The 19,654-nt window shown below is 64.5% G+C and carries 22 protein-coding genes; 11 read left to right on the plus strand and 11 right to left on the minus strand.

The annotated features are described in order from the left end of the window. The first annotated feature begins 105 nt into the window (after nt 1–105). Genes QN413_RS15100 through QN413_RS15115 form a run of 4 tightly spaced genes read left to right on the plus strand, consistent with a single transcriptional unit; the run spans nt 106 to nt 4,077 of the window. Nucleotides 106–771: a DUF3348 domain-containing protein gene (locus tag QN413_RS15100; RefSeq protein WP_323497393.1), complete on the plus strand. Its 666-nt coding sequence runs from the start codon at nt 106–108 to the stop codon at nt 769–771. A gap of 9 nt (nt 772–780) precedes the next feature. Beyond that, nucleotides 781–2,706 carry a DUF802 domain-containing protein gene (locus QN413_RS15105; RefSeq protein ID WP_323497394.1) on the plus strand — a complete coding sequence of 642 codons (1,926 nt, stop codon included), beginning with the start codon at nt 781–783 and terminating at the stop codon, nt 2,704–2,706. Beyond that, entirely contained in the window at nt 2,706–3,380 is a 675-nt protein-coding gene (locus tag QN413_RS15110; protein ID WP_323497395.1) for an OmpA family protein, read from the plus strand. Before QN413_RS15105 ends, QN413_RS15110 begins: the two co-directional genes overlap by 1 nt. Further along, nucleotides 3,373–4,077, plus strand: coding sequence for a DUF2894 domain-containing protein (locus tag QN413_RS15115; protein ID WP_323497396.1), 705 nt, complete (start codon nt 3,373–3,375; stop codon nt 4,075–4,077). Before QN413_RS15110 ends, QN413_RS15115 begins: the two co-directional genes overlap by 8 nt. On the opposite strand, the gene QN413_RS15120 is transcribed toward QN413_RS15115, so the two are convergent. Then, nucleotides 4,074–4,319 carry a hypothetical protein gene (locus tag QN413_RS15120; protein WP_323497397.1) on the minus strand — a complete coding sequence of 82 codons (246 nt, stop codon included), beginning with the start codon at nt 4,317–4,319 and terminating at the stop codon, nt 4,074–4,076. The two genes, QN413_RS15115 and QN413_RS15120, sit on opposite strands and share 4 nt — an antisense overlap. A 147-nt stretch (nt 4,320–4,466) precedes the next feature. Here QN413_RS15120 and QN413_RS15125 point away from each other — a divergent pair, with 147 nt between their 5' ends. Next, nucleotides 4,467–4,682 carry a hypothetical protein gene (locus QN413_RS15125; RefSeq protein ID WP_323497398.1) on the plus strand — a complete coding sequence of 72 codons (216 nt, stop codon included), beginning with the start codon at nt 4,467–4,469 and terminating at the stop codon, nt 4,680–4,682. A 67-nt stretch (nt 4,683–4,749) separates the two neighbouring features. Here the strand turns inward: QN413_RS15125 and QN413_RS15130 are convergent, their stop codons facing one another. The 8 genes from QN413_RS15130 to QN413_RS15165 all read right to left on the minus strand — a co-directional run bounded on the left by QN413_RS15130 (nt 4,750) and on the right by QN413_RS15165 (nt 12,936). Then, nucleotides 4,750–5,169, minus strand: a complete 420-nt coding sequence (locus tag QN413_RS15130) for an Lrp/AsnC family transcriptional regulator (RefSeq protein WP_323497447.1) — start codon at nt 5,167–5,169, stop codon at nt 4,750–4,752. Nucleotides 5,170–5,260: 91 nt separating this feature from the next. Next, on the minus strand, nt 5,261–6,271 hold the full coding sequence (locus tag QN413_RS15135; RefSeq protein WP_323497399.1) for an XdhC family protein: 1,011 nt from the start codon (nt 6,269–6,271) through the stop codon (nt 5,261–5,263). Nucleotides 6,272–6,294: 23 nt separating this feature from the next. Beyond that, a complete protein-coding gene (locus tag QN413_RS15140; RefSeq protein ID WP_323497400.1) occupies nt 6,295–6,969 on the minus strand; it encodes a carbon monoxide dehydrogenase subunit G in 675 nt (224 codons plus the stop codon). A gap of 31 nt (nt 6,970–7,000) precedes the next feature. Continuing rightward, nucleotides 7,001–8,257 (minus strand): vWA domain-containing protein, encoded by a 1,257-nt coding sequence (locus tag QN413_RS15145; protein WP_323497401.1) that lies wholly within the window; start codon nt 8,255–8,257, stop codon nt 7,001–7,003. Beyond that, nucleotides 8,254–9,156, minus strand: a complete 903-nt coding sequence (locus QN413_RS15150; protein ID WP_323497402.1) for a MoxR family ATPase — start codon at nt 9,154–9,156, stop codon at nt 8,254–8,256. The genes QN413_RS15145 and QN413_RS15150 overlap by 4 nt, the downstream gene beginning before the upstream one ends. A 10-nt stretch (nt 9,157–9,166) precedes the next feature. Further along, complete coding sequence (locus tag QN413_RS15155) at nt 9,167–9,958, minus strand: xanthine dehydrogenase family protein subunit M (protein WP_323497403.1); 792 nt, start codon at nt 9,956–9,958, stop codon at nt 9,167–9,169. A 28-nt stretch (nt 9,959–9,986) separates the two neighbouring features. Next, the gene (locus QN413_RS15160) at nt 9,987–12,431 is read right to left on the minus strand and encodes a xanthine dehydrogenase family protein molybdopterin-binding subunit (protein ID WP_323497404.1); all 2,445 of its coding nucleotides are present in this window, start codon (nt 12,429–12,431) and stop codon (nt 9,987–9,989) included. Between the two features lie 10 nt (nt 12,432–12,441). Continuing rightward, nucleotides 12,442–12,936: a (2Fe-2S)-binding protein gene (locus tag QN413_RS15165; RefSeq protein ID WP_187051045.1), complete on the minus strand. Its 495-nt coding sequence runs from the start codon at nt 12,934–12,936 to the stop codon at nt 12,442–12,444. 167 nt (nt 12,937–13,103) lie between these two features. On the opposite strand from QN413_RS15165, the gene QN413_RS15170 reads away from it, so the two are divergent. From QN413_RS15170 to QN413_RS15180, 3 genes are all read left to right on the plus strand, one after another. Continuing rightward, nucleotides 13,104–14,321, plus strand: a complete 1,218-nt coding sequence (locus QN413_RS15170) for a helix-turn-helix domain-containing protein (RefSeq protein ID WP_416352191.1) — start codon at nt 13,104–13,106, stop codon at nt 14,319–14,321. Between the two features lie 107 nt (nt 14,322–14,428). Next, a complete protein-coding gene (locus QN413_RS15175) occupies nt 14,429–15,565 on the plus strand; it encodes a sensor histidine kinase (protein WP_416352189.1) in 1,137 nt (378 codons plus the stop codon). A 575-nt stretch (nt 15,566–16,140) separates the two neighbouring features. Further along, complete coding sequence (locus QN413_RS15180; RefSeq protein WP_323497407.1) at nt 16,141–16,449, plus strand: hypothetical protein; 309 nt, start codon at nt 16,141–16,143, stop codon at nt 16,447–16,449. Nucleotides 16,450–16,466: 17 nt separating this feature from the next. On the opposite strand, the gene QN413_RS15185 is transcribed toward QN413_RS15180, so the two are convergent. After that, nucleotides 16,467–17,267: a TOBE domain-containing protein gene (locus QN413_RS15185; RefSeq protein WP_323497408.1), complete on the minus strand. Its 801-nt coding sequence runs from the start codon at nt 17,265–17,267 to the stop codon at nt 16,467–16,469. Nucleotides 17,268–17,393: 126 nt separating this feature from the next. On the opposite strand from QN413_RS15185, the gene QN413_RS15190 reads away from it, so the two are divergent. Further along, on the plus strand, nt 17,394–17,600 hold the full coding sequence (locus QN413_RS15190) for a thrombospondin type 3 repeat-containing protein (protein ID WP_323497409.1): 207 nt from the start codon (nt 17,394–17,396) through the stop codon (nt 17,598–17,600). 90 nt (nt 17,601–17,690) lie between these two features. Here QN413_RS15190 and QN413_RS15195 read toward each other — a convergent pair whose 3' ends face one another. Further along, nucleotides 17,691–17,960, minus strand: coding sequence for a DUF3297 family protein (locus QN413_RS15195; protein ID WP_323497410.1), 270 nt, complete (start codon nt 17,958–17,960; stop codon nt 17,691–17,693). A gap of 243 nt (nt 17,961–18,203) precedes the next feature. Between QN413_RS15195 and modA the strand changes: the two genes are divergently transcribed. Both modA and modB read left to right on the plus strand, forming a co-directional pair. Continuing rightward, entirely contained in the window at nt 18,204–18,980 is a 777-nt protein-coding gene (gene modA, locus QN413_RS15200) for a molybdate ABC transporter substrate-binding protein (protein ID WP_323497411.1), read from the plus strand. 19 nt (nt 18,981–18,999) lie between these two features. Next, on the plus strand, nt 19,000–19,653 hold the full coding sequence (gene modB, locus QN413_RS15205) for a molybdate ABC transporter permease subunit (protein ID WP_323497412.1): 654 nt from the start codon (nt 19,000–19,002) through the stop codon (nt 19,651–19,653). Nucleotide 19,654: the final 1 nt, after the last annotated feature.

Genomic DNA, 19,654 nt, shown 5'->3' on the forward strand with positions numbered 1-19,654 from the left:
AGGCACGGTGCCGACGGCCTAAGGTCCCGGTTTCCCTACACCTTTTCCGTCGCCTTTTCCCCTGTTTGCCCCGTGTAGACTGCGTGGTTTTTCGCTCTGGACGGTATGGTGCAAGTGCCCCGGCGTGCAGGCTTCAGCGGGTCGACACTCGTTCGCCTCCTCGCCCGACTGACGGACATCGACGTCGCCGACTCCAAACGGTCTTTCGCAGATCGATTGAGTCAGTGGCTCGGCTGGACCGACGCGATCACGCTCTCTTCGGTGTTGAACGGCGAGGTGTCGAATGCACCGTTGCGCCTGCGCAATCCCCTCGCGGCATCGAGCACCGAAGAAGCCGAATGCGCACGCGTGCGGGCCGTGCTGGTCACCGCGATCAACGGAGACCTCGCGCCTTCCCGCAACGCGGCAACGGGCACGACCACCGACTTCGCGCCTTATCGCAGGCGCTACATTGCCCGACAACAGGCTATGGAGACGAATATCGCCGGCCTGCGCAGGCGCGTGCGCGTGGCGTTGGCGAGCAAATCACCGGCCATGGTGCAGCTCGCCGCGCTGGATGCGGTGATGGAGCGGGCGCTGGCCGTGCACGAGCAACGTTTGCTGGCGACGGTGCCGGGCTTGCTCGAGAAGTATTTCAAGCGCCTGGCGCATGGCGAGCCTGAAGCGTGGCGAGACGCATTCGTCAAGGACATGCAAAGCGTGTTGCTCGCCGAGCTGGAGATTCGATTGCAACCAGTCGAAGGGCTGCTCGAAGCCCTTCGAGAGACATAACGGGATGCCATGAGCAGATCACTTCACTTCACAGCGTTTTTCCTCGGCTTGGCAGCCATCTGCTGGGTCGGCATCGGCTACATCGGCGTGAGCCCGCTGGCGCTGGTGATGACGCTGATCATCGGCGGGTTCTATGTGATGGGCGGGCTGGAGCTGTACCGCTTCGATCAGGCGACGTCCACGCTGGCACGCGCGGTGACGGGCACATCCGAAGCGCCGGCTGGCCTTGCCGCATGGCTCGGCCAGCTTCCCGCTTCGTTGCAGAACTCGGTGCGTCTGCGCATCGAAGGCGAGCGCGTTGGCCTGCCTGGCCCGACGCTGACGCCGTACCTCGCAGGCCTGCTGGTGCTGCTCGGCATGCTCGGTACTTTCCTGGGCATGGTCGTCACGCTGAACGGCACCGGCACCGCACTCGAAAGCGCATCGGACCTGCTGTCGATCCGCTCGTCGCTGGCTGCGCCGGTCAAGGGACTGGGCCTGGCTTTCGGAACATCGCTCGCGGGTGTCGCGGCATCGGCCATGCTGGGCCTGGTTTCCGCTCTGTGCCGACGCGACCGGCTGCAGGTTGCGCAGTTGCTCGACACCAAGATCGCGACGACCTTGCGTGTCTTTTCGAGTGCGCACCGGCGCGAAGAATCGTTCAAGCTGCTTCAACGCCAGGCCGAGGTCATGCCGGAACTGGCCGACCGTCTGCAATCCATGATGGCCGCGATGGAAAAGCAGAGTCAGGCGCTGAACGAGAAGCTCGTCGCTGGGCAAGACAGTTTTCATGGGCAGGCCGAGTCCGCTTACGCGAGCTTGGCGTCGGCCGTCGGCGAATCGCTGAAAGAAAGCCTGACCGAAAGCGCCCGCATCGCCGGCGCGACGATTCAACCTGTGGTCGAGGCCACGATGGCCAGCATCGCCAAAGAGACGGCCGCTCTGCACACCCACGTCGCGCATGCAGCGCAGCAGCAACTCGACGGTCTGTCGACCCGCTTCGAGGCCAGCACGGCGAACATAAGCAGTCTCTGGAACACCGCGCTGGTCGAACACCGGCGTACGAGCGAATCGTTGGCCGAAGACCTGGGCACCTCGCTCGATCGGTTCGCAGAAATATTCGAGCAGCGTGCGACATCGCTCGTGCATTCATTGGGCGAAGCGCATGGAGATTTGCAGAACAAGATCGCATCGCAAGACCAGCAACGTCTGGCGTCGTGGACCGAAGCACTGGGCTCGATCGCCGGGTCGCTGCAGCACGAATGGCAGCAGACCGGCACGCAGGCCGCCAGCTTGCAGCAAGAGATCGTGAAGACGCTGGAGCGCACCGCGAGCGACCTGTCGGCCCAGACCGAAGCACATGCGAAGAACACCATCGCGGAGGTCGCGCAACTCGTGCAGGCCGCCTCCGAAGCGCCGCGTGCCGCGGCCGAGGTCATTGCCGAACTCAGGCAGAAGCTGTCGGACAGCATGGTCGGCGACAACGCGCTGCTCGAGGAGCGCGCCCGCATCCTCGGCACACTCTCGACCGTGCTCGACAGCGTCAACCACGCCTCCACCGAACAGCGCGCGGCCATCGATGCGCTGGTTACAACGTCGGCGGATTTGCTGGCGCGTGCCGGCACGCAGTTCACCGCCAAGGTCGACGCCGAATCCGAAAAGATGGCGGGCGTCAGCGCGCAACTCACCGGCAGCGCGGTCGAAGTGGCGAGCCTGGGCGAAGCCTTCGGTCACGCTGTGCAGCTCTTCAGCCAGTCGAACGACAAGCTGGGTGCCCAACTGCAACGCATCGAAGGCGCGCTCGGCAAATCGATGGTGCGCAGCGATGAACAACTTGCCTACTACGTGGCGCAGGCCAGGGAGGTCATCGACCTCAGCATGCTGTCGCAAAGGCAGATCGTCGAAGACCTGCAGCGGCTCGCAGATCAGCGCTCGCTCGTGGGCAGCGAAGCGTGATGAACGAACTTTCCGAAGACAGCGACGGCGGGCTCGAATCGAGCGTGCCGATATGGGCGGTCTTCGGCGACCTGATGTCGGGACTGCTCGGCGCCTTCGTGCTCATCCTGGTGTGCGTGCTTGGCATGCAACTGGAACTCGCGACCAAGCTCGAAGCCGAGGTCAAGCAGCGGCAAGCCGAGTCACAGCGCCGCGAGACCTTGGAAAAGGCGCTGGCCGGGCCCTTGGCTGCGGGCCGCGTGACGCTCAACAACGGGCGCATCGGCATCAGCGGCAATGTGCTGTTCGCGCTCAACTCGGCTGAGCTGCAACCCGAAGGCCGGCAACTGCTGAAGAGCCTGACCACACCGCTGGCGGCCTACCTGCAGTCACGCGACGAAATCCTGATGGTGAGCGGCTTCACCGACGACCGGCAGGTGCGCGGCGGCAATCGACAGTTCGCCGACAACTGGGAGCTGTCGGCGCAACGGGCATTGACGGTGACCCGCACGCTGATCGAAGAAGGTCTTCCGGCAGCGTCGGTCTTTGCCGCGGCTTTCGGCGCCGAGCAGGCCGTGGCATCGAACGCCGATGCGGATGGACGCTCAAAAAATCGGCGCGTCGAGATGGCGCCGACACCGCGGCCTTCTGGTGCCAACAATGCAGCCACTGGCACTGCAAAGGTCCGTGAGTAAGGGCGTCGTCGCGAGCGATGCCGGCGTGGACCACGGCGCCACGCTCGACGCGTTGCGCGCGCGTGGCGATCACCGTATTGACCCCGTGCGCTTCGGGTTCATCGAGGTGCTTGCGCGGCGAGCTTTGCTGCAGCAAGGGGCAGCGCGCCGCATCCTCGACGACAGGCTGGCGCAACTGTTGTCTGCTTACTGCGAGGACGTCGAAAGAGCGAGCCTTGCCAGAGATGCGGCGCAGGCAAAAAGCGATGTTGCAGGCGAACTGCCCGGCCTGCCGGGCGCCCCGGGTACAGGTTCCGCGGTTCGCAGCGCGCTTGCAGAACTGGCCGGTCAACTCGCACCGAGGGCGAACGGTGACGATGGCGCCATCGAGGGCTCGATGACGCGCGCGCTCAAGTACTTCAGAAGCACATGGTCGAAGCTCAGCGCCGAGCGCCATTTGTCCCAATCTCACGCGACGGTGCCGGACAATCCAGGTCCCCTCAACTCGCACCATCTGGTGCACCAGGCACTCAAGTCGATGCGCGATCTTTCGCCGGGTTACCTCAGCCACTTCATGTCGCATGTCGACGCGTTGTTGTGGCTCGACGATGCGAATGCCGTTGCTGCGGTGTCGAGTGCGAGTGCGAGTGCGCAGCGCGACGCGGTTCAGAAGAAGCCTGCGCGCAAAAGCTCTCGCGAGTCCAAAGGCAGCATCTAAAGATTCGCGGGAACAGTCTCCGCGTAGTTTCCGCTCCATGCGGACTGACCGGCTCCGCTGGCAGCGCTGGCTCTTTGCATCGCGGCATTGCCGGCAGCGATGGCGGCCTTCTTGCTGGGCAACGGGCCCATGGCAAAGTCGACGACAAAGGGAGTCTCTTTGGCCGGTGCGCGCCGCACCAGCGTCCAGAAAAAATGTCCGGGAATCGTCTCTTCAACAATCAGATCGAGCGTCTTGCTCATGTTCAAGCTCCAGTTGGTTTGAAGCCATTGGGCACGGCGGACGACATTCGCGGGGAGTGCAAAGTTCACATCTGCGGGAAGTGCGGTGCAAAGCCGCCTCGGTCCTACGGCCGGGTACGCCTGGCCCTACAACGAAGAGCGTTGCATATGAAGATGCCATCACTGCGCACGCCGCAAAGCGTGGTCGGCCTGATCAACCGCAGGGTCGACGAACTGCTCGCCACGCCCGAAATGAAGGCTGTTCTGCAGGGGCAAGGCGCCGAGCCGCTGCCGATGTCGTCGCAGCAAATTTCGAAGATGGTGAACGAGGACTACGTTAAGTGGAAGGGCATCGTCGAAGCATCTGGCGCGACGATCGAATAGACGCACCGTAGGCCACCTCAACCCGCAGCCGGTCCAGCCCTGCTGGGCCGCGCTCTGCTGCTCGGCCTCAGCGGTAGGTTGCCAGAAGGATGCTCGTCTCGGTGTTGCGGATCCCCTTGATCAGCCGCACCCGTTCCAGCACATTCGACAGCTCAGCCATGCTCTCGGCGCGCAACTCGGCCAGCAGATCCCAGCGCCCGTTGGTGTCGTGCAGCGCCTCGACGGCGGGCTCTCCGAGCAGCGCGGCGATGACGGCGCGGGTCTGGTTACCTTCGACCACCACACTCATCCAGGCCTTGATGGTGGCGGGCTCGGCGTCGGGCCTGAGGCGCACTGAATAGCCGACGATCACTTGCTCGTCTTCGAGCTTGCGCAAGCGGTTAGCAACGGTGCCGCGCGAGACGCCAAGCTTCGCAGCCAGCGCCGCGGCAGTCATGCGCGCATCCTTGCGCAACAGTGAAATCAGTTTGCGATCGGTGTCGTCCATGGCCATGGGCGAAGTATCGCCCGGCGGCGTGAACCGGCTGCCGGCTCACGCACTGCGCGCCTTCCGCACCGGCAGCGTTCAGTCGCCGCGCTCAATCGCCGTGCAGCGCCTTCGCCAGCGCCACGTCGGTCTCACGCGGCAGAGTGACCGCGTTCTTGACCGCGAGGATTTCGCCCATGACGCTTACCGCAATCTCCGGCGGCGTCTTGCTGCCGATGTAGATGCCGATCGGGCCGCGCAGGCGCGCCAGCGATTCGGCCGTCTGCTCGAAGTGCTCGATCATGCGGCTGCGCCGCGCCTCGGCGTTGCGGCGCGAGCCGATGGCCCCGACGTAGAAAGCATCGCTTTCCAGTGCTTCGAGCAACGCCAGATCATCGAGCTTGGGGTCGTGCGTGAGCGCGACCACACAGCTGCGACGGTCGGGCTTGAAGGCAGTCACCGCGTCGTCGGGCATCTCGGTCGTGATGGCGACGCCTGGCACCGACCACGACGACCGGTACTCGATCCGCGGGTCGCACAGCGTGACCGCGAAGCCGCTGAACTTGGCCATGGTCGCTAGGTATTCGGCGAGCTGGCCGGCGCCGATCAACAGCATTCGGTACTCGGGGCCGAACGTATTGACCAGTACCTTGTCGTCGACCATGAGTGCGTCGGGCGACGTGGCTTCGGCCAGCCGCACAGCGCCGTCTGCCAGCGAAACGGTGCGCTGCATCAGCTTGCCCGATTCGAGCGCAGCGACGAGCGTTTCCAGCGATGCGACATCGGGGTCGTACTCGAGCAGCAGCTCGAGCGTGCCGCCGCACGGCAAGCCGAAGCGATGCGCCTCATCGGCCGTGATGCCGTATTTGACGAGCGAGGGCGCGCCGCTGGGGATCTCTTGGGCCGCGCCATGCGATCGGCTGTAGCGCGCGATCAGGTCGTCTTCGATGCAGCCGCCCGAGACCGATCCGACCACCGCACCGTCGTCGGCCAGCGCCATGATCGAGCCGACCGGCCGGGGCGACGAGCCCCAGGTGCGCACGACGGTCGTGAGCAGCGCGCGTTTGCCGGCGCGGCGCCAGTCGAGCAGCGTGCGCAGCACCATGACGTCGAGGTTTTCCATGCTGGACCCGTGTGGACGCGTGATCAGGGCGCGCTGTCGGGCGCGCCTTCCTGGGCAACCTTCGGAGCATCGTCGGCAGCAGCCGCGGCGTCCTTGTCGGCCTTCTTTCCGAGCCCGATCTTCTTCATGAAACCGGCCATTGCGCCCGTCTTTTCGGCGGACGGGGCGGTGCCGCCGTCTTCGGTCTGTGCGGCGGGCGGCGGCCCGTAGCGGCTCTGCATCTCGGCTTCGAAACGCTTGAAGAAATCGTCGGCCGTGGATTTGGCCGCGCCGTCGATGAGGCGCTGACCGAGCTGCGCGATCTTGCCGCCGACCGTGGCTTGTACGGTGTACGCCAGTTCACAGCCGGGCTGCGCTTCGACGACCCCGGCACCCTCGGTGTCTGCCCCATCGGTGCTGGGCAAGGGCCGAAGCGTGACACTCGACGCGCCCTTGGCAAAGCCGGCCACGCCGCCCTGCCCCTCGAAGGTCAGCTTGTAGCCGTCCGGTGCAACGATGTCCGACAGCATGACCTTGCCCTGAAACTTGGCCGAAACCGGGCCAATCTTGAGGGCCAATGCCACGCTGTAGGTGTTGTCGCCGGTCAGCTCGAACTTGTCGCAGCCGGGGATGCACTTCTTCAGCGTCTCCGGGTCGTTGAGCGCTTCCCAGGCCTGTTGCTGCGTGATGCCGAGGTGTCGGTTGCCGAGCATTTCCATGTGATTCCCTTTCGTTGTTCGCAGTCGGGCGCTAACGGCCCGAACGCATCAGTTTGGCGAGACTGGCGGCCAGTTCCTCCAGTGCGCCGAGATTGTGGACTGCCAGCATCGCATCCGCATGGCGGTGCAGCACCGTGGCCCCGCGCGCCAGCGGAGCGTACCCGTCGAAGCGCAGCAACGGGTTGAGCCACAGGAGGCGCCGTGAGTGTCGCCTGAGCCAGAGCAATTCGTCTTCGAGCACATGAGGTTCGCCGGTGTCGAGCCCGTCGCTGATGACCAGCACCAGCGTGCGGCGGCCGGTCAGCCGGCGCGCATGCAGCCGGCGCAGGGTGGCGAGGGAATCGCCGAGCCGCGTGCCGCCCGCGAAGTCGTCGATCGCCAGGCTCGCAGCGCCCAGCATCTCGTCGGTGTCGGCCAGTCGAAAGGCCGGCGTGAGATCGGTCAGGTGCGTGCCGAAAGCGAAGACGTCGCGCCGGCCGGCCCGCCGGGTCGACGCATGCAAAAAGGCGAGCAACAGACGCGCATAGCGCTCCATCGACCCTGACACGTCGACCAGCACGAGCAACGGCAGCGGCTGTTCGCGGCGTGCCATGCGCGGAAGCCGCAGCATTTCGCCGCCTGTGCGCGCAGCCTCCTGAAGCACGCCGGGCCAGTGCATGCGTGCGTGCTGGGCAGCACCGCTTGCCACGCGCAGCCGCCGCGAACGTACCGTAGGCACAGGAAGAGAGATGTCGCGCGCAAGCCGCTCGACCAGTCGGTATTCGGAAGCGCCGAGCGCATTGAAGTCGGCGTGCTTGAGCAGGTCGCGGTCGCTGGCGGTCATGGCCGCGTCGAAGTCGACTTCGCGTTCGGTTTGCGCGGCCTTGCTGGGTTCGCGCGGCGCCGTCAGCGCCTCGCGAACGCGAGGACGCCGCTTCGAAGGTTCGGCTTTGCCCTCGGCGCTCGGCAACATCTGCGCCAGCAGCTTGTTGGCCAGCTCAGGATCGCGAAACCAGGCATCGAACAGCTCGCGAAACACCATGCGGTCTTGCTCGCGACTGACCATGACAGCTTCCATGGCAGCACACACATCGGCCCGCTCGTCGACGCCGACCAGCCCGACCGCTTCAGTCGCCAGGCCGATGCGCATGGCGTCGGTTCGCACGCCAGCGCGCCGCAAGGCTCGCCCAAACGCGACGATGTTGCCGGCGAGCTTGCCGCTGCGCGCATCGCCGAGCTGCGGAATCCGGCGGCTCGTGCTCTCCGTGCCTGCAGTGCCCGCCGTACCCGCACGACCGCCCGGAATCATGACGTCGGCTCTTTTTCCGGGAGCAGCAGTTCGGTTGCCAGGGTGTGCGTGAGGGCCGCCACGTCATCGCGTTGCTTGAACAGGATCCCGGCGGTGTCGATCACCACTTCCGGGTCGAGTTCGATTGTGTCGAGGGCGATCAGCGCCCGTGCCCACTCCACGCTTTCGGCGATGCCAGGCGCCCGCTGGAAAGCATTGACGAACGGTGCGCTGCGCAGTTTTCCCATGAAGGCTGCGACCTGCGCCGACAGCGCTTGGCCCGCCTCGGGAACCTGACTGCGCACGATCGCCAGTTCACGGTCGCGATCGGGATAGTCGAGCCAGTGATAGAGGCAGCGCCGCTTGACCGCGTCATTGAGCTCGCGCGTCCGATTGCTGGTGAGCAGGGTGATGGGCGGCACTACGGCCCGGATGGTGCCCAGCTCCGGAATGCTGACCTGGTATTCGCCGAGGTACTCGAGCAGGAAGGCTTCGAACGGTTCGTCCGCGCGGTCGACCTCGTCGATCAGCAGCACCGCGCCGGGCGCGGGCGTTTGCAGTGCCTGCAGCAGCGGACGGCGGATGAGGTAGTGAGGCTGGTACACCTCGGCCTCGACGTCGCGCGCTGCACCGCTGGCCTCAGCCGCGCGCATGTGCAGCAGCTGCGCGGCGTAGTTCCATTCGTAGAGCGCCTCGCGCTGCTCGAGCCCGTCATAGCATTGCAGGCGCAGTAACTGGCGCTGCAGCGCCTTGGACAGCGCCTTGGCAAGTTCGGTCTTGCCGACGCCGGGCTCGCCTTCGAGCAGCAAGGGCCGCTGTAATTTGAGCGCGAGGAATACAGCAGTCGCAAGGCGGCGGTCGGCGTAGTAGCCCGCGAGACGCAGGCCTTCGACGACCGCGTCGATGGTGGGAAACGTCATCCCGAAGCGCTTAGCCGAGCGCCTTGGTCACGGCTCGCTGCGTCAGCACACTGATCAGGTTGGCACGGTACGGCGCGGTGGCGTGCAGGTCGCTGTTGAGATCGGTCGAGTCGATCTTCACGCCGGCTGCGGCTTCGGCCGTGAAGCTCTTGTTGAGCGCGTCTTCCAGGCCTTTGTGCCGGAACACACCATTGGCTGCGCCGGTGATCGCCACCCTCACACCGCCGTCGTACTGCGCGACGAAGACGCCGACCAGCGGAAAGTGCGAAGCCTTTTGCCGCAGCTTTTCGTAGCAGGCGCGCTTGGGCACCGGGAATTTGAAGGCGGTGATGAGTTCGCCTTCTTCGAGCGCCGTAGTGAACATGCCCAGAAAGAAATCATCGGCGGCGATTTCGCGCTTGTCGGTGACGATGGTCGCGCCCGAGGCCAGGACGACGCTGGGGTAGCACGCCGCCGGATCGTTGTTGGCGACCGATCCGCCGATAGTGCCCATGGCACGCACCTGCCGGTCGCCGATGCGCGACGCCAGATCGGCAAGCGCCGGGTAAGCCGCCTTGACGTCGGCGTTATTGGCGACATCGAGGTGCCGCGACATCGCACCGATGGTGAGGGTGGCGCCGTCTTTCTTGATACCGGTCAGCTCTTTGATACCGCTCAGATCGGCCAGCTGTTCGGGCGCCGAAAGCCGCAGCTTCATGGACGCCAGCAAGGTTTGTCCGCCGGCCAACGGCTTGGCGCCTGCACTGGCGAGCCTGGCGGCATCCGCCAAGGTGGTCGGCTTTTCGAGGGTGAATGGATACATGGTGTTCTTCCTTGAATGACGACCGCGGTCAGACGACCGGACGGCCCTGGGTGCTGCCAGCCAGCGACGGTGTTTGCGGTTGTTGCGTAGGCGTGGTGCCGCCCTTTTGCATGGCTTCCCACACGCGATGCGGCGATGCGGGCATGTCGAAGTCGATCACGCCGAGCGGCGCCAGCGCATCCAGCACGGCATTGATGACGGCCGGCGGCGAACCGATGGCACCGGCTTCGCCGCAGCCCTTGGTGCCCAGCGGGTTGTGCGTGCACGGCGTGGAGTGGGTCGCCAGCGTGAACTGCGGAAAGTCTTCGGCGCGTGGCATCGCGTAGTCCATGAAACTGCCGGTGAGCAGCTGGCCGGTCTCGTTGTCGTACACGCAGTTTTCCATCAGCGCCTGGCCGATGCCCTGCACCAGTCCACCATGCACCTGACCCTCGACGATCATCGGATTGATGATGGTGCCGAAGTCGTCCACCGCGGTAAAGCGATCGACCTTGACCTCGCCGGTCTGCTTGTCGATTTCGACTTCGCAGATGTAGGTACCGGCCGGAAAAGTGAAATTGGTCGGATCGTAAAACGCGGTTTCGTCCAGCCCGGGCTCCAGCTTGTCGAGCGGGTAGTTGTGCGGCACGTAGGCCGTCAACGCCACCTGCCCAAAAGGGATCTTCTTGTCGGTGCCCTTGACGGTGAACTCGCCGTTGGCGAACTCGATGTCGGCGTCACTGGCCTCCATCAAATGCGCAGCGATCTTCTTGGCCTTGGTCTCGATCTTGTCGAGCGCCTTCATGATGGCTGCGCCGCCGACCGAGATCGAACGCGAGCCATAAGTTCCCATGCCGAACGGTACGCGGCCGGTATCGCCGTGCACCACGTCGACATTTTCGACCGGGATACCCAGGCGTGCCGCCACGACCTGGGCGAAGGTCGTTTCGTGACCCTGCCCATGGCTGTGCGAGCCGGTGAACACCGTGACGCTGCCTGTCGGATGCACCCGGATCTCGCCGCATTCGAACAGGCCCGCGCGCGCGCCGAGGGCGCCGGCGATGTTCGAGGGTGCGATACCGCAGGCTTCGATGTAGCTCGAGTAGCCCATACCGCGCAGCTTGCCCTGCGCTTCACTGGCGGTGCGTCGCGCAGCAAAGCCGGCGACGTCGGCCAGCTCGTTGGCTTGGTTCAGCAGGGTATGGAAGTCGCCAGTGTCGTACTGCAACGCGACCGGCGTCTGGTACGGAAAGGCAGTGATGAAGTTGCGCGCCCGGATGTCGCTTTGGCTCAGCTTCATTTCCCAGGCGCAGCGCGTCACCAGACGCTCGACCAGATACGTCGCCTCGGGCCGACCCGCGCCGCGGTAGGCATCGACCGGTGCGGTGTTGGTAAACCAGGAGTCCACCTCGACGTAGATCTGCGGCGTGGTGTATTGCCCCGCCAACAGTGTCGCGTAGAGGATGGTCGGCACGGCGGTCGAGAACGTCGAAAGATAGGCACCGAGGTTGCAGTCGGTGTGCACCCGCATCGCCAGGAACTTGCCGTCCTTGTCCATTGCCATTTCCGCATGGCTCACGTGGTCACGGCCATGCGCGTCCGACAGGAAGCACTCCGACCGGTCGCCCGTCCACTTGATGCTGCGGTTCAGTTGCTTGGCCGCCCAGGTCAGGCACACGTCTTCGGCGTACAAATAGATCTTGGAGCCGAAGCCACCGCCGACATCGGGTGCGATGACGCGCACCTTGTGCTCCGGCAGGCCGAGCACGAAGGCCGTCATCAACAGCCGCTCGACGTGTGGATTCTGATTCGACACGTAGAGCACGTAGTCCTCGGTGGCCCGGCTGTAGCTGCCGATGGCCACGCGTGCTTCCATCGGGTTCGGGATAAGCCGGTTGTTGACCAGATCGAGTTTGGTCACATGCGCTGCATTGACAAACGCCGCATCGACTGCCGCCTTGTCCCCGATGGTCCACTTGTAGCACTGGTTGTCGGGTGCTTCGTCATGGATGACGACACCGCTTGCCTTCTTGGCTGCATCGGCGACGCTCACGAGCGCTTGGTGCACGTCGTAGTCGACCACCACCGCTTCGGCCGCGTTCTTCGCCTGCTCGACCGTTTCAGCCACCACCATGGCGACGTGATCGCCGACATAGCGCACCTTCTTGATCGCCAGGATCGGGTGCATCGGCTCCTTCATCGGCGTGCCGTCGGGGTTGTTGATGAGCCAGCCGCAGGGCAGCCCGCCCATTTTTCCCTCGATGTCCTTGCCGCTGAAGATGCCGACCACGCCGGGCATCTTCATGGCCTCGGCAATGTCGATCGACTTGATGGTCGCGTGTGCGTGCGGCGAGCGCACGAAGATGCAGTGCGTCTGGTTCGCCAGGTTGATGTCGTCGGTGTAGTTACCGGCACCGGTCAGAAAACGGTAGTCCTCTTTCCGGCGAAGCGATTCGCCGATGTGCGGCAGGTTGGCAAAGTCGGGTGCGCCCATGGTGATCCCCTTATGCCGTGGCAGTGGCTTTGACCGGACCGGCGAGCATCGCTTCGCCGCCCATCTGCACGGCCTTCACGATGTTCTGGTAACCGGTACAGCGGCACATGTTGCCGTCGAGCAGCGAGCGGATTTCTGTCTCGCTCGACTTCGGGTGGTAGGTGCACAGGTCGATGGCGCTCATGACCATGCCGGGTGTGCAAAAACCGCACTGCAGGCCGTGACACTCCTTGAAGGCCGCCTGCATCGGGTGCATGGTGCCGTCGGCTTCGGCAATACCTTCAATCGTGGTGATGTCGGCGCCGGCGACTTGAGCCACCAGCACGTTGCACGACTTGACCGCCCGACCGTTGACCAGCACGGTGCAGGCGCCGCACTGCGCGGTGTCGCAGCCGACATGGGTGCCGGTAAGGTGGAGATGCTCACGAATCGCGAACACCAGAAACGTATTGGGGGGTGCGTCGACCGTGACCGCGCGGCCGTTGACGGTGAAGGGAACCTGCATGTTGGCTGTCTCCGTGGAAGGTGATGGCTGAGGCGATGCCTGCTTGGGCGATGGCCGTGGTGAAGGCCGCTATGGCGAATGGCATCTTGTCTGCGTGACCATGCCCTCAGCCTAGGCAAAACCCTAGGCGCTTGCGCCACGGCCGCGAAATTCTCAAAATGAAACAGATGCCCGCTTCCGTCCGCCCCTTCAGTCCCACTCCCCCCACGCCGTTTGATGCGTCGCGTTCTGTCGTCATCGCCGAGGCGCGTCGACGCTGGATCGACGGCGAGGCGGTTTCTCGTGATCTGCCGGCCGGCGCCCCGCGCATCGAACCATGGATCACGCGGTCATGGCAGCGTTGCATCGACGCTGGCCAGCGGTCGCAAGACCTCGTCACTTTCGATGCTGTTTCGAAGGCTGTGGCAAAGCGCGTCGCCGAACAGCATCACGCCCTGGTATCCGCGGCGCGACCCGTCATCGAACGCCTTTCTCGTGCCATCGCCGACACCCGCTATTTCGCGATCCTGACCGACGCCGACGGCATCGTCGTCGACGTCGGCAGCCTGCCCAGCGGCACCGATGCAGCCGACCGGCACGCCCGGGACATCGCACGCATCGGCATCGACCTGTCGGAGCGCGCGGTCGGCACCACTGCCATCGGCGCGGCGCTGGCCGAGCACGAGTCGGTCTGGCTGCACGGCGGCGAACATTTCTTCGACGCCACCAGTGTCTATAGCTGCGCTGGCGCGCCGCTCTTCGGGCCGGAGGGGGACTGCATCGGCATGCTCGACCTCACCGGCGTGCAGGTGGCCGAGCGGCCAGAACTGCGGCACCTGGCTTCGCAGTCGGCGCGCGGCATCGAGAACGCGCTGGTGCAGCGCCACCCTTGCGAACTGCTGTTGCATCTGGCGTGGCCCGGCTCGGCGGAAAGCGAATCGAGTGACGGCCTGCTGTGCATCGATGCCGAAGGCAGAGTCACCGGCGCCAATGCGGCCGCGCGGCAGATGCTGCATCAGCCGCTGCTGCGACAGCTCGCGACGCTGCACTGCAACGACCTGTTCGCGCTGCCGTTGGACATGTTGTTCGACGCGGCGCGGCGCGGCGATGCGGTCGAGGTGCCGTTGTGGTCAGGCCTGCGCATGCGGGTGCGGCCACGGCGTGGTGGTCACGATGGGCGCGACCGGCCAGAGGCAGTCGGTGTCAGTGCTGGTGTGTCCGCTGCGGGCGTCGATCGGCCACGTCTGCGCGATGTCGAGACCGCGCTCATCCGCAAAGCCGTGACCGATGCGCGCGGCAATGTCGCCGAGGCGGCGCGCGCGCTAGGAATCAGCCGGGCGACGGTGTACCGGAAGCTGTGGCACGGGAAGATCGCCGGGCGCGGACCGCGGGATCGAACAGACTGACCTTATGTGCGGCACCGAACACTGATCGCGCATCCCAGCTCCTATAGTGGGCAGAGCGCCTTCGAAGCACGAGCTGCCGGTATCCCCAATGCTTTGTGCCCAGTGACATGGAGGTCCTATTGCACCGATTTCTTTCGAGTAACCGCGACGAACTGATCGCGAGGTGCAAGGACAAGGTGGCGCAACGCCCTCTGCGGGCCGCCAGCGAACGGCAACTGGCCCACGGTGTGCCGATGTTCCTGGACCAACTTACCCGAACGCTCGCTGCGGAAGAAGACGATGAACCCGCGCTGAGCATCGCCATCTCCGGACCTTCTGGCGGCGATTCGCTGGCCCTGTCGGAAATCGGTGTGACTGCCACCGCGCACGGCAAGGAACTGCTGGGACTTGGCTACACCGTGGATCAGGTCGTTCATGACTACGGCGACCTGTGTCAGGCGATCACCGACTTGGCATTCGAGCAAGACGCACCGTTTGCCGTGGCCGAATTCCGTACTCTGAATCGCTGCCTGGACAACGCCATCGCCGACGCCGTGACCGAATTCAGTTTTCAGCGCGATGCGCAGATATCGACGCACCAGACCGCAGCCGAAAAGCAAAGGTTGGGCTTTCTGGTGCACGAGCTGCGCAATTCGCTCGGCACGGCCACCCTCGCCGTGCGGGCGCTCGAACTGGGCAATCTGGGAATCGGTGGCGCAACTGGCGCGGTCCTGAAGCGCAGCCTATCTACCCTCGGCCTGTTGATCAGCCGTGCCACGGCCGAAGTCAGGGCCGAAGGGTTGGACCAGCGCCAGGCGTTTTCGGTTGCATCGTTCATCGCCGATGTCGGGCTGGCGGCCCGGCTCGATGTCAATCTGAAATCTTCGATCTTCGATGTGGCTACCGTCGACCCGTTACTGGCGGTCCTCGCGAACCGCGAGCTCTTGCATGCGGCGCTGGCCAACCTGCTGCAGAACGCCTTCAAGTTCACGCACCAAAACTCCGCAGTGACGCTGACCGCCTACGCTTTCGGGGAGCATGTCCTGATCGATGTCGAGGACCATTGCGGTGGACTACCGCCTGGCGGCACCGCCAGGATGTTCGTTCCGTTCAAGCCGAACGAAGACAGCCGGGCCGGTTTGGGACTCGGGCTGTCCATCGCCCGTCAGAGCATCGAAGCGGATCATGGGACGTTGACGGTCCGGGACGTGCCGGGCTCAGGTTGCATATTCACGATCAGCCTGCCTCGCTACACGCTTCAATAGCCATCGGAGTTCGCCATGCATGCACCGAGGGGAGTCATGAATGGACCGGGACCGGCGATTCAGCGATGTCAGAGATCCTCGCCGATCTGCACACGCATCTTGGTGCCAGACTGCCGCTCTATCGTCAGACCCCCGAAGCCCACCCCATACGTCGTCGACGAATCACTCGGACTCTTGACCGAACGGACCGTCTGCCATTCTTCGGCAAGGTGTCGAGTCGACCCGGTGTACACCAGGTCCCCCACCTGCAATTGTTCGATGCATACGTCTTTAACAATAGCCAAAATCATTCCTTCCAGATGTTGAACGAAGTCGCGCCGTCGGCCTGTTGACCTTCGGTTGATTGCGACCCTGCACATCATTCAGCGCCTTTGGGACCTCAATAGCAACCGCGCTGTTCGCAAGGCGAAAGGTCCCACGCGTTGCGCCGGTTGTCATGGAGCCGTCGACGAGCAATGGTGTACGCCAACGCACATACACACGTCGAGCGATGCCCAATACTCTGCGGGCTCGCCCAGGCCGCTCTTGGGCGCTTGCGCCGTTTCGCGCAATCACATAAAGAAGAGACATCCAAAATGACATTCGAAGGCATTCACCGTTTCGATCTCGGCTCGATCCGGTTTGCGTTTTATCCCGATGGCAACGATGGCGGAAGAATCCTCGCCGACATTTCGGAGCAGACGCTCTCGCACGTTTTTGGCAACCGGCTGGGCGGAGAAAGCTGGATCGATTTGTGCGGTCGTCACCGAGACCTGCTCGCAGCCGAAGCATTGGTCCAATACCGCATCGACCCGTCACGTCCAATCGAACTCGCTGTCAAAGATTTTGCGGCGTTCCGCGGTGCCTCCGCAACGTCTACCGCGGTCAGTGCACCCGGCAGATAGAGTCCAGGTGCCCGACTTCAAGCCGCCAGCGCGACGACCAACGACGCCTCATCGATTTCGGCGGTGACGCGACCGCGCACACGCAAACCGCTGCCCGTTCCCGCGAAGCCGACCAATTGCACGCCGCCGCTGAAGACGAGCGAGACTTCATCGCCCGACTCACCCCGCTCCATCGAGGTCACTCTGCCGTCGATGCGATTCGATGGATGCGCCGCGGGCACCGCGTCATCGGCGCGGCAAACGCGGACTGCGGTCGCCTTGCACAGCGCGACCACCCGTATACCGACGACCAGACCAAGCAGTTCGGTGCTCTCACGGGTGATGCGCGCCGTCACCGCTGCATCATTGCCCAACTGCAAAACCACGCGCGAGATCGGACCTGTCGTGTCGATGGCCGCGACGATAGCGGGCAGTTGGTTGCGCATGCTGGTGCGCAGCGCGAGCCGGGTCACCCCCAGTTCCGCCACACGGTCGGCATCGACGCCCGCCGCGATGGCACCAGCGCCCAATGAATCGCGCCAGCGCTGTTGCACAGCCGTGCGCGCCACGTCGAGCGCCTCGGACAGTTCCAGCAATTGCACGCCCTGTGGTGTGAGCGAAGCACCGCCACCTCCCGCGCCGCCGACCGCGCGCTCCACCAGCGGCACGCCCGCCAGGTTGGTCAGCGTATCGATCGCCTGCCACGCGGCCTTGTAGCTCACCGACGCATCGCGAGCAGCTTGAGAAATGCTTCCGCTGCGCCCGATGCCGCGCAGGATATCGATGCGTTTGTCGCTCTGGCTGTGGCCCAGGGCATCGGTGAAACGAGGGGTCTTCATGCGAGGATTGTGCGGGTGACCGAATCGCTATGCCCTCCGCCCGGCCTACAGCAAGTCAGGCGCCAGACAGTTAGCGCCAAAGGCTGGTGCAGGGCACGGTGGTCTTTTCAACAAGGAGATGTCCCCATGAAAAGGCTTTTGCTGATCTTCGCCGCCTCATCGATGCTCGCTGGCTGTATCGCCGTTCCGTACGACCAGGGCCGCCCGCCACCGCCGCCGCGCCCATATGGCGATCGTGATCGCGACGGTGTACCGAACCGGGCTGATCGCGACCGCGATGGCGACGGCATCCCGAATCGCTACGACCGCGCGCCAAACAATCCGAATCGCTAATCGGCTCGCCACCTCGGCGCGCCATCGTTCATCGCCGGAAACCAGAATGCCGTGGTCTGGTTGCGAAGCGGGTTGCTGCTCGATAGAAAGCTAGCGGTAGAACGCCTCGACCTTGCCCTTCAGCTTGATCAACAGCGGCTTGCCCTTGCGGTCGAGCGCCTTGCCCGCGGGCACCTTGATCCAGCCTTCGCTGACGCAGTATTCCTCGACGTCGACCCTGTCTTTTCCGTTGAACGTGATGCCGATGTCGTGATCGAAGACGGCGGCCACGTGGTGCGGACTGCGCGGATCGATGGACAGGTGGTCGGGCAGCGGTGGCTTCTGCGCGGATTCGGTGGCGGTGGCGGTTGTGTCGGTCATGAATGTCGGTCCGGTTCCGGGTTCTTTCGAGTCTCTTCATTTTGAACGCGATTCGAGCAGGCTCGCTTTGCGCGTTCTACACTTTCGCTATTCCACTTTTGCATAGCGCCAGATGAACTCGACTGTCCGGCGCCAAGCAGTCCTTCTTGAACGCCGACCGACTCGCCACAAAGCCTGCTCGACGCGTCGCATTGTTATCATCGTTATTCCATATCTGAATAGCGTTCCGAAGGAGCTGCTTTGATGAAGACGACGACCCGCCGCCTGACCATCCCACTGCGCACCATGGCCTTGTGCGCAGTGCTGCTCGCAGGCAGCGCCGCCTCCCAGGCGCAAGAGCTCGTGGTCTCGGCCGCCGCCAGTTTGACCAACGCGTTCCAAGCCGTCGGCCGGGCCTTCGAGCAGAGCAAGCCGGGTGCCAAGGTCACATTCAACTTCGCGGCATCGGGACCGTTGCTTGCGCAAATCCAGCAAGGCGCGCCGGTCGACGTATTCGCGTCGGCCGACCAGGAAACGATGAACAAGGCCGCAACCGCGAACCTCCTGGCGGCGCCGACGCGGGTCGACTTCGCAGCCAACACGCTGGTGCTCATCGTGCCCGCCACCGCCAAGGAAACGCCCAGGAAGCTCGGCGACTTGAGCGGCGCGACGTACCAACGCGTGTCGACCGGCACGCCGGCCACCGTGCCCGTCGGCCGCTACACCACCGAGGCCATCGAAAAGGCCGGCCTCACCGCCAAGCTGCAGCCCAAGTGGATCTACGGCGAGAGCGTGCGGCAGGTGCTCAACTACGTGGCGCGCGGCGAGGTCGATGCCGGCTTCGTCTACCGCACCGACGCCATGATCGAACCCGACAAGACGCGCATCGCGCTGACGGTGCCGACCACCACGCCGGTGAGCTACCCCATCGCGCAGATCGCGATCAGCAAGCAGCCCGCGCTGGCCGTCGAATTCATCGCCTACGTGCGCAGCGCGCCGGGCCAAGCCATCTTGCAGCGCTTCGGTTTCTCCAAGCCGTGAGTGCGGAGAGCCTGCCCCTTTGCTCACTCCCCTCTGGCTGACGCTCAAAGTTGCCCTCATCGCCACGCTCATTGCGGGCGTGGTGGGCATTGCACTCGGTTGGTGGATGTCGCGGCGCCGGTTCGCCGGCGACAACATCATCGACGCGATCTTGATGCTGCCGATGGTGCTACCGCCCACGGTCATCGGGTACTACCTGATCGTGCTGATCGGCCGAAATGGGGTCTTCGGGCAGTACCTCGATCGCTGGTTCGGCATCAACCTCATCTTCACCTGGCAGGGCGCGGTCATCGCTGCATCGGTCGTGTCGTTTCCGCTGGTCTACAAGGGCGCGCGGGCAGCCTTCGAAGAGGTGGACGGCCGCTTCGCCAACGCGGCACGAACACTCGGTGCCGGCGAGTTCGAAGTCTTCGTGCGCGTCGCGCTGCCGCTGGCGGTGCGTGGCATCGCGGCCGGGCTCATGCTCACCTTCGCGCGCGCCATGGGCGAGTTCGGCGCGACGCTGATGATCGCCGGCAACCTGCCCGGAAAGACGCAAACGCTGTCGATCGCGGTGTACGAAGCGGTGCAAGCCGGCAACGACCAGCTCGCGTTATGGCTCACGCTCGTGATCTCGGTGGTGTGCATCACGGTGCTCGTGGTGTCGAGCCGCTTGCTGCAGGCGCGGCATTGAG

Source organism: Variovorax sp. LG9.2 (assembly GCF_035018885.1).
Lineage (GTDB): Bacteria > Pseudomonadota > Gammaproteobacteria > Burkholderiales > Burkholderiaceae_C > Variovorax.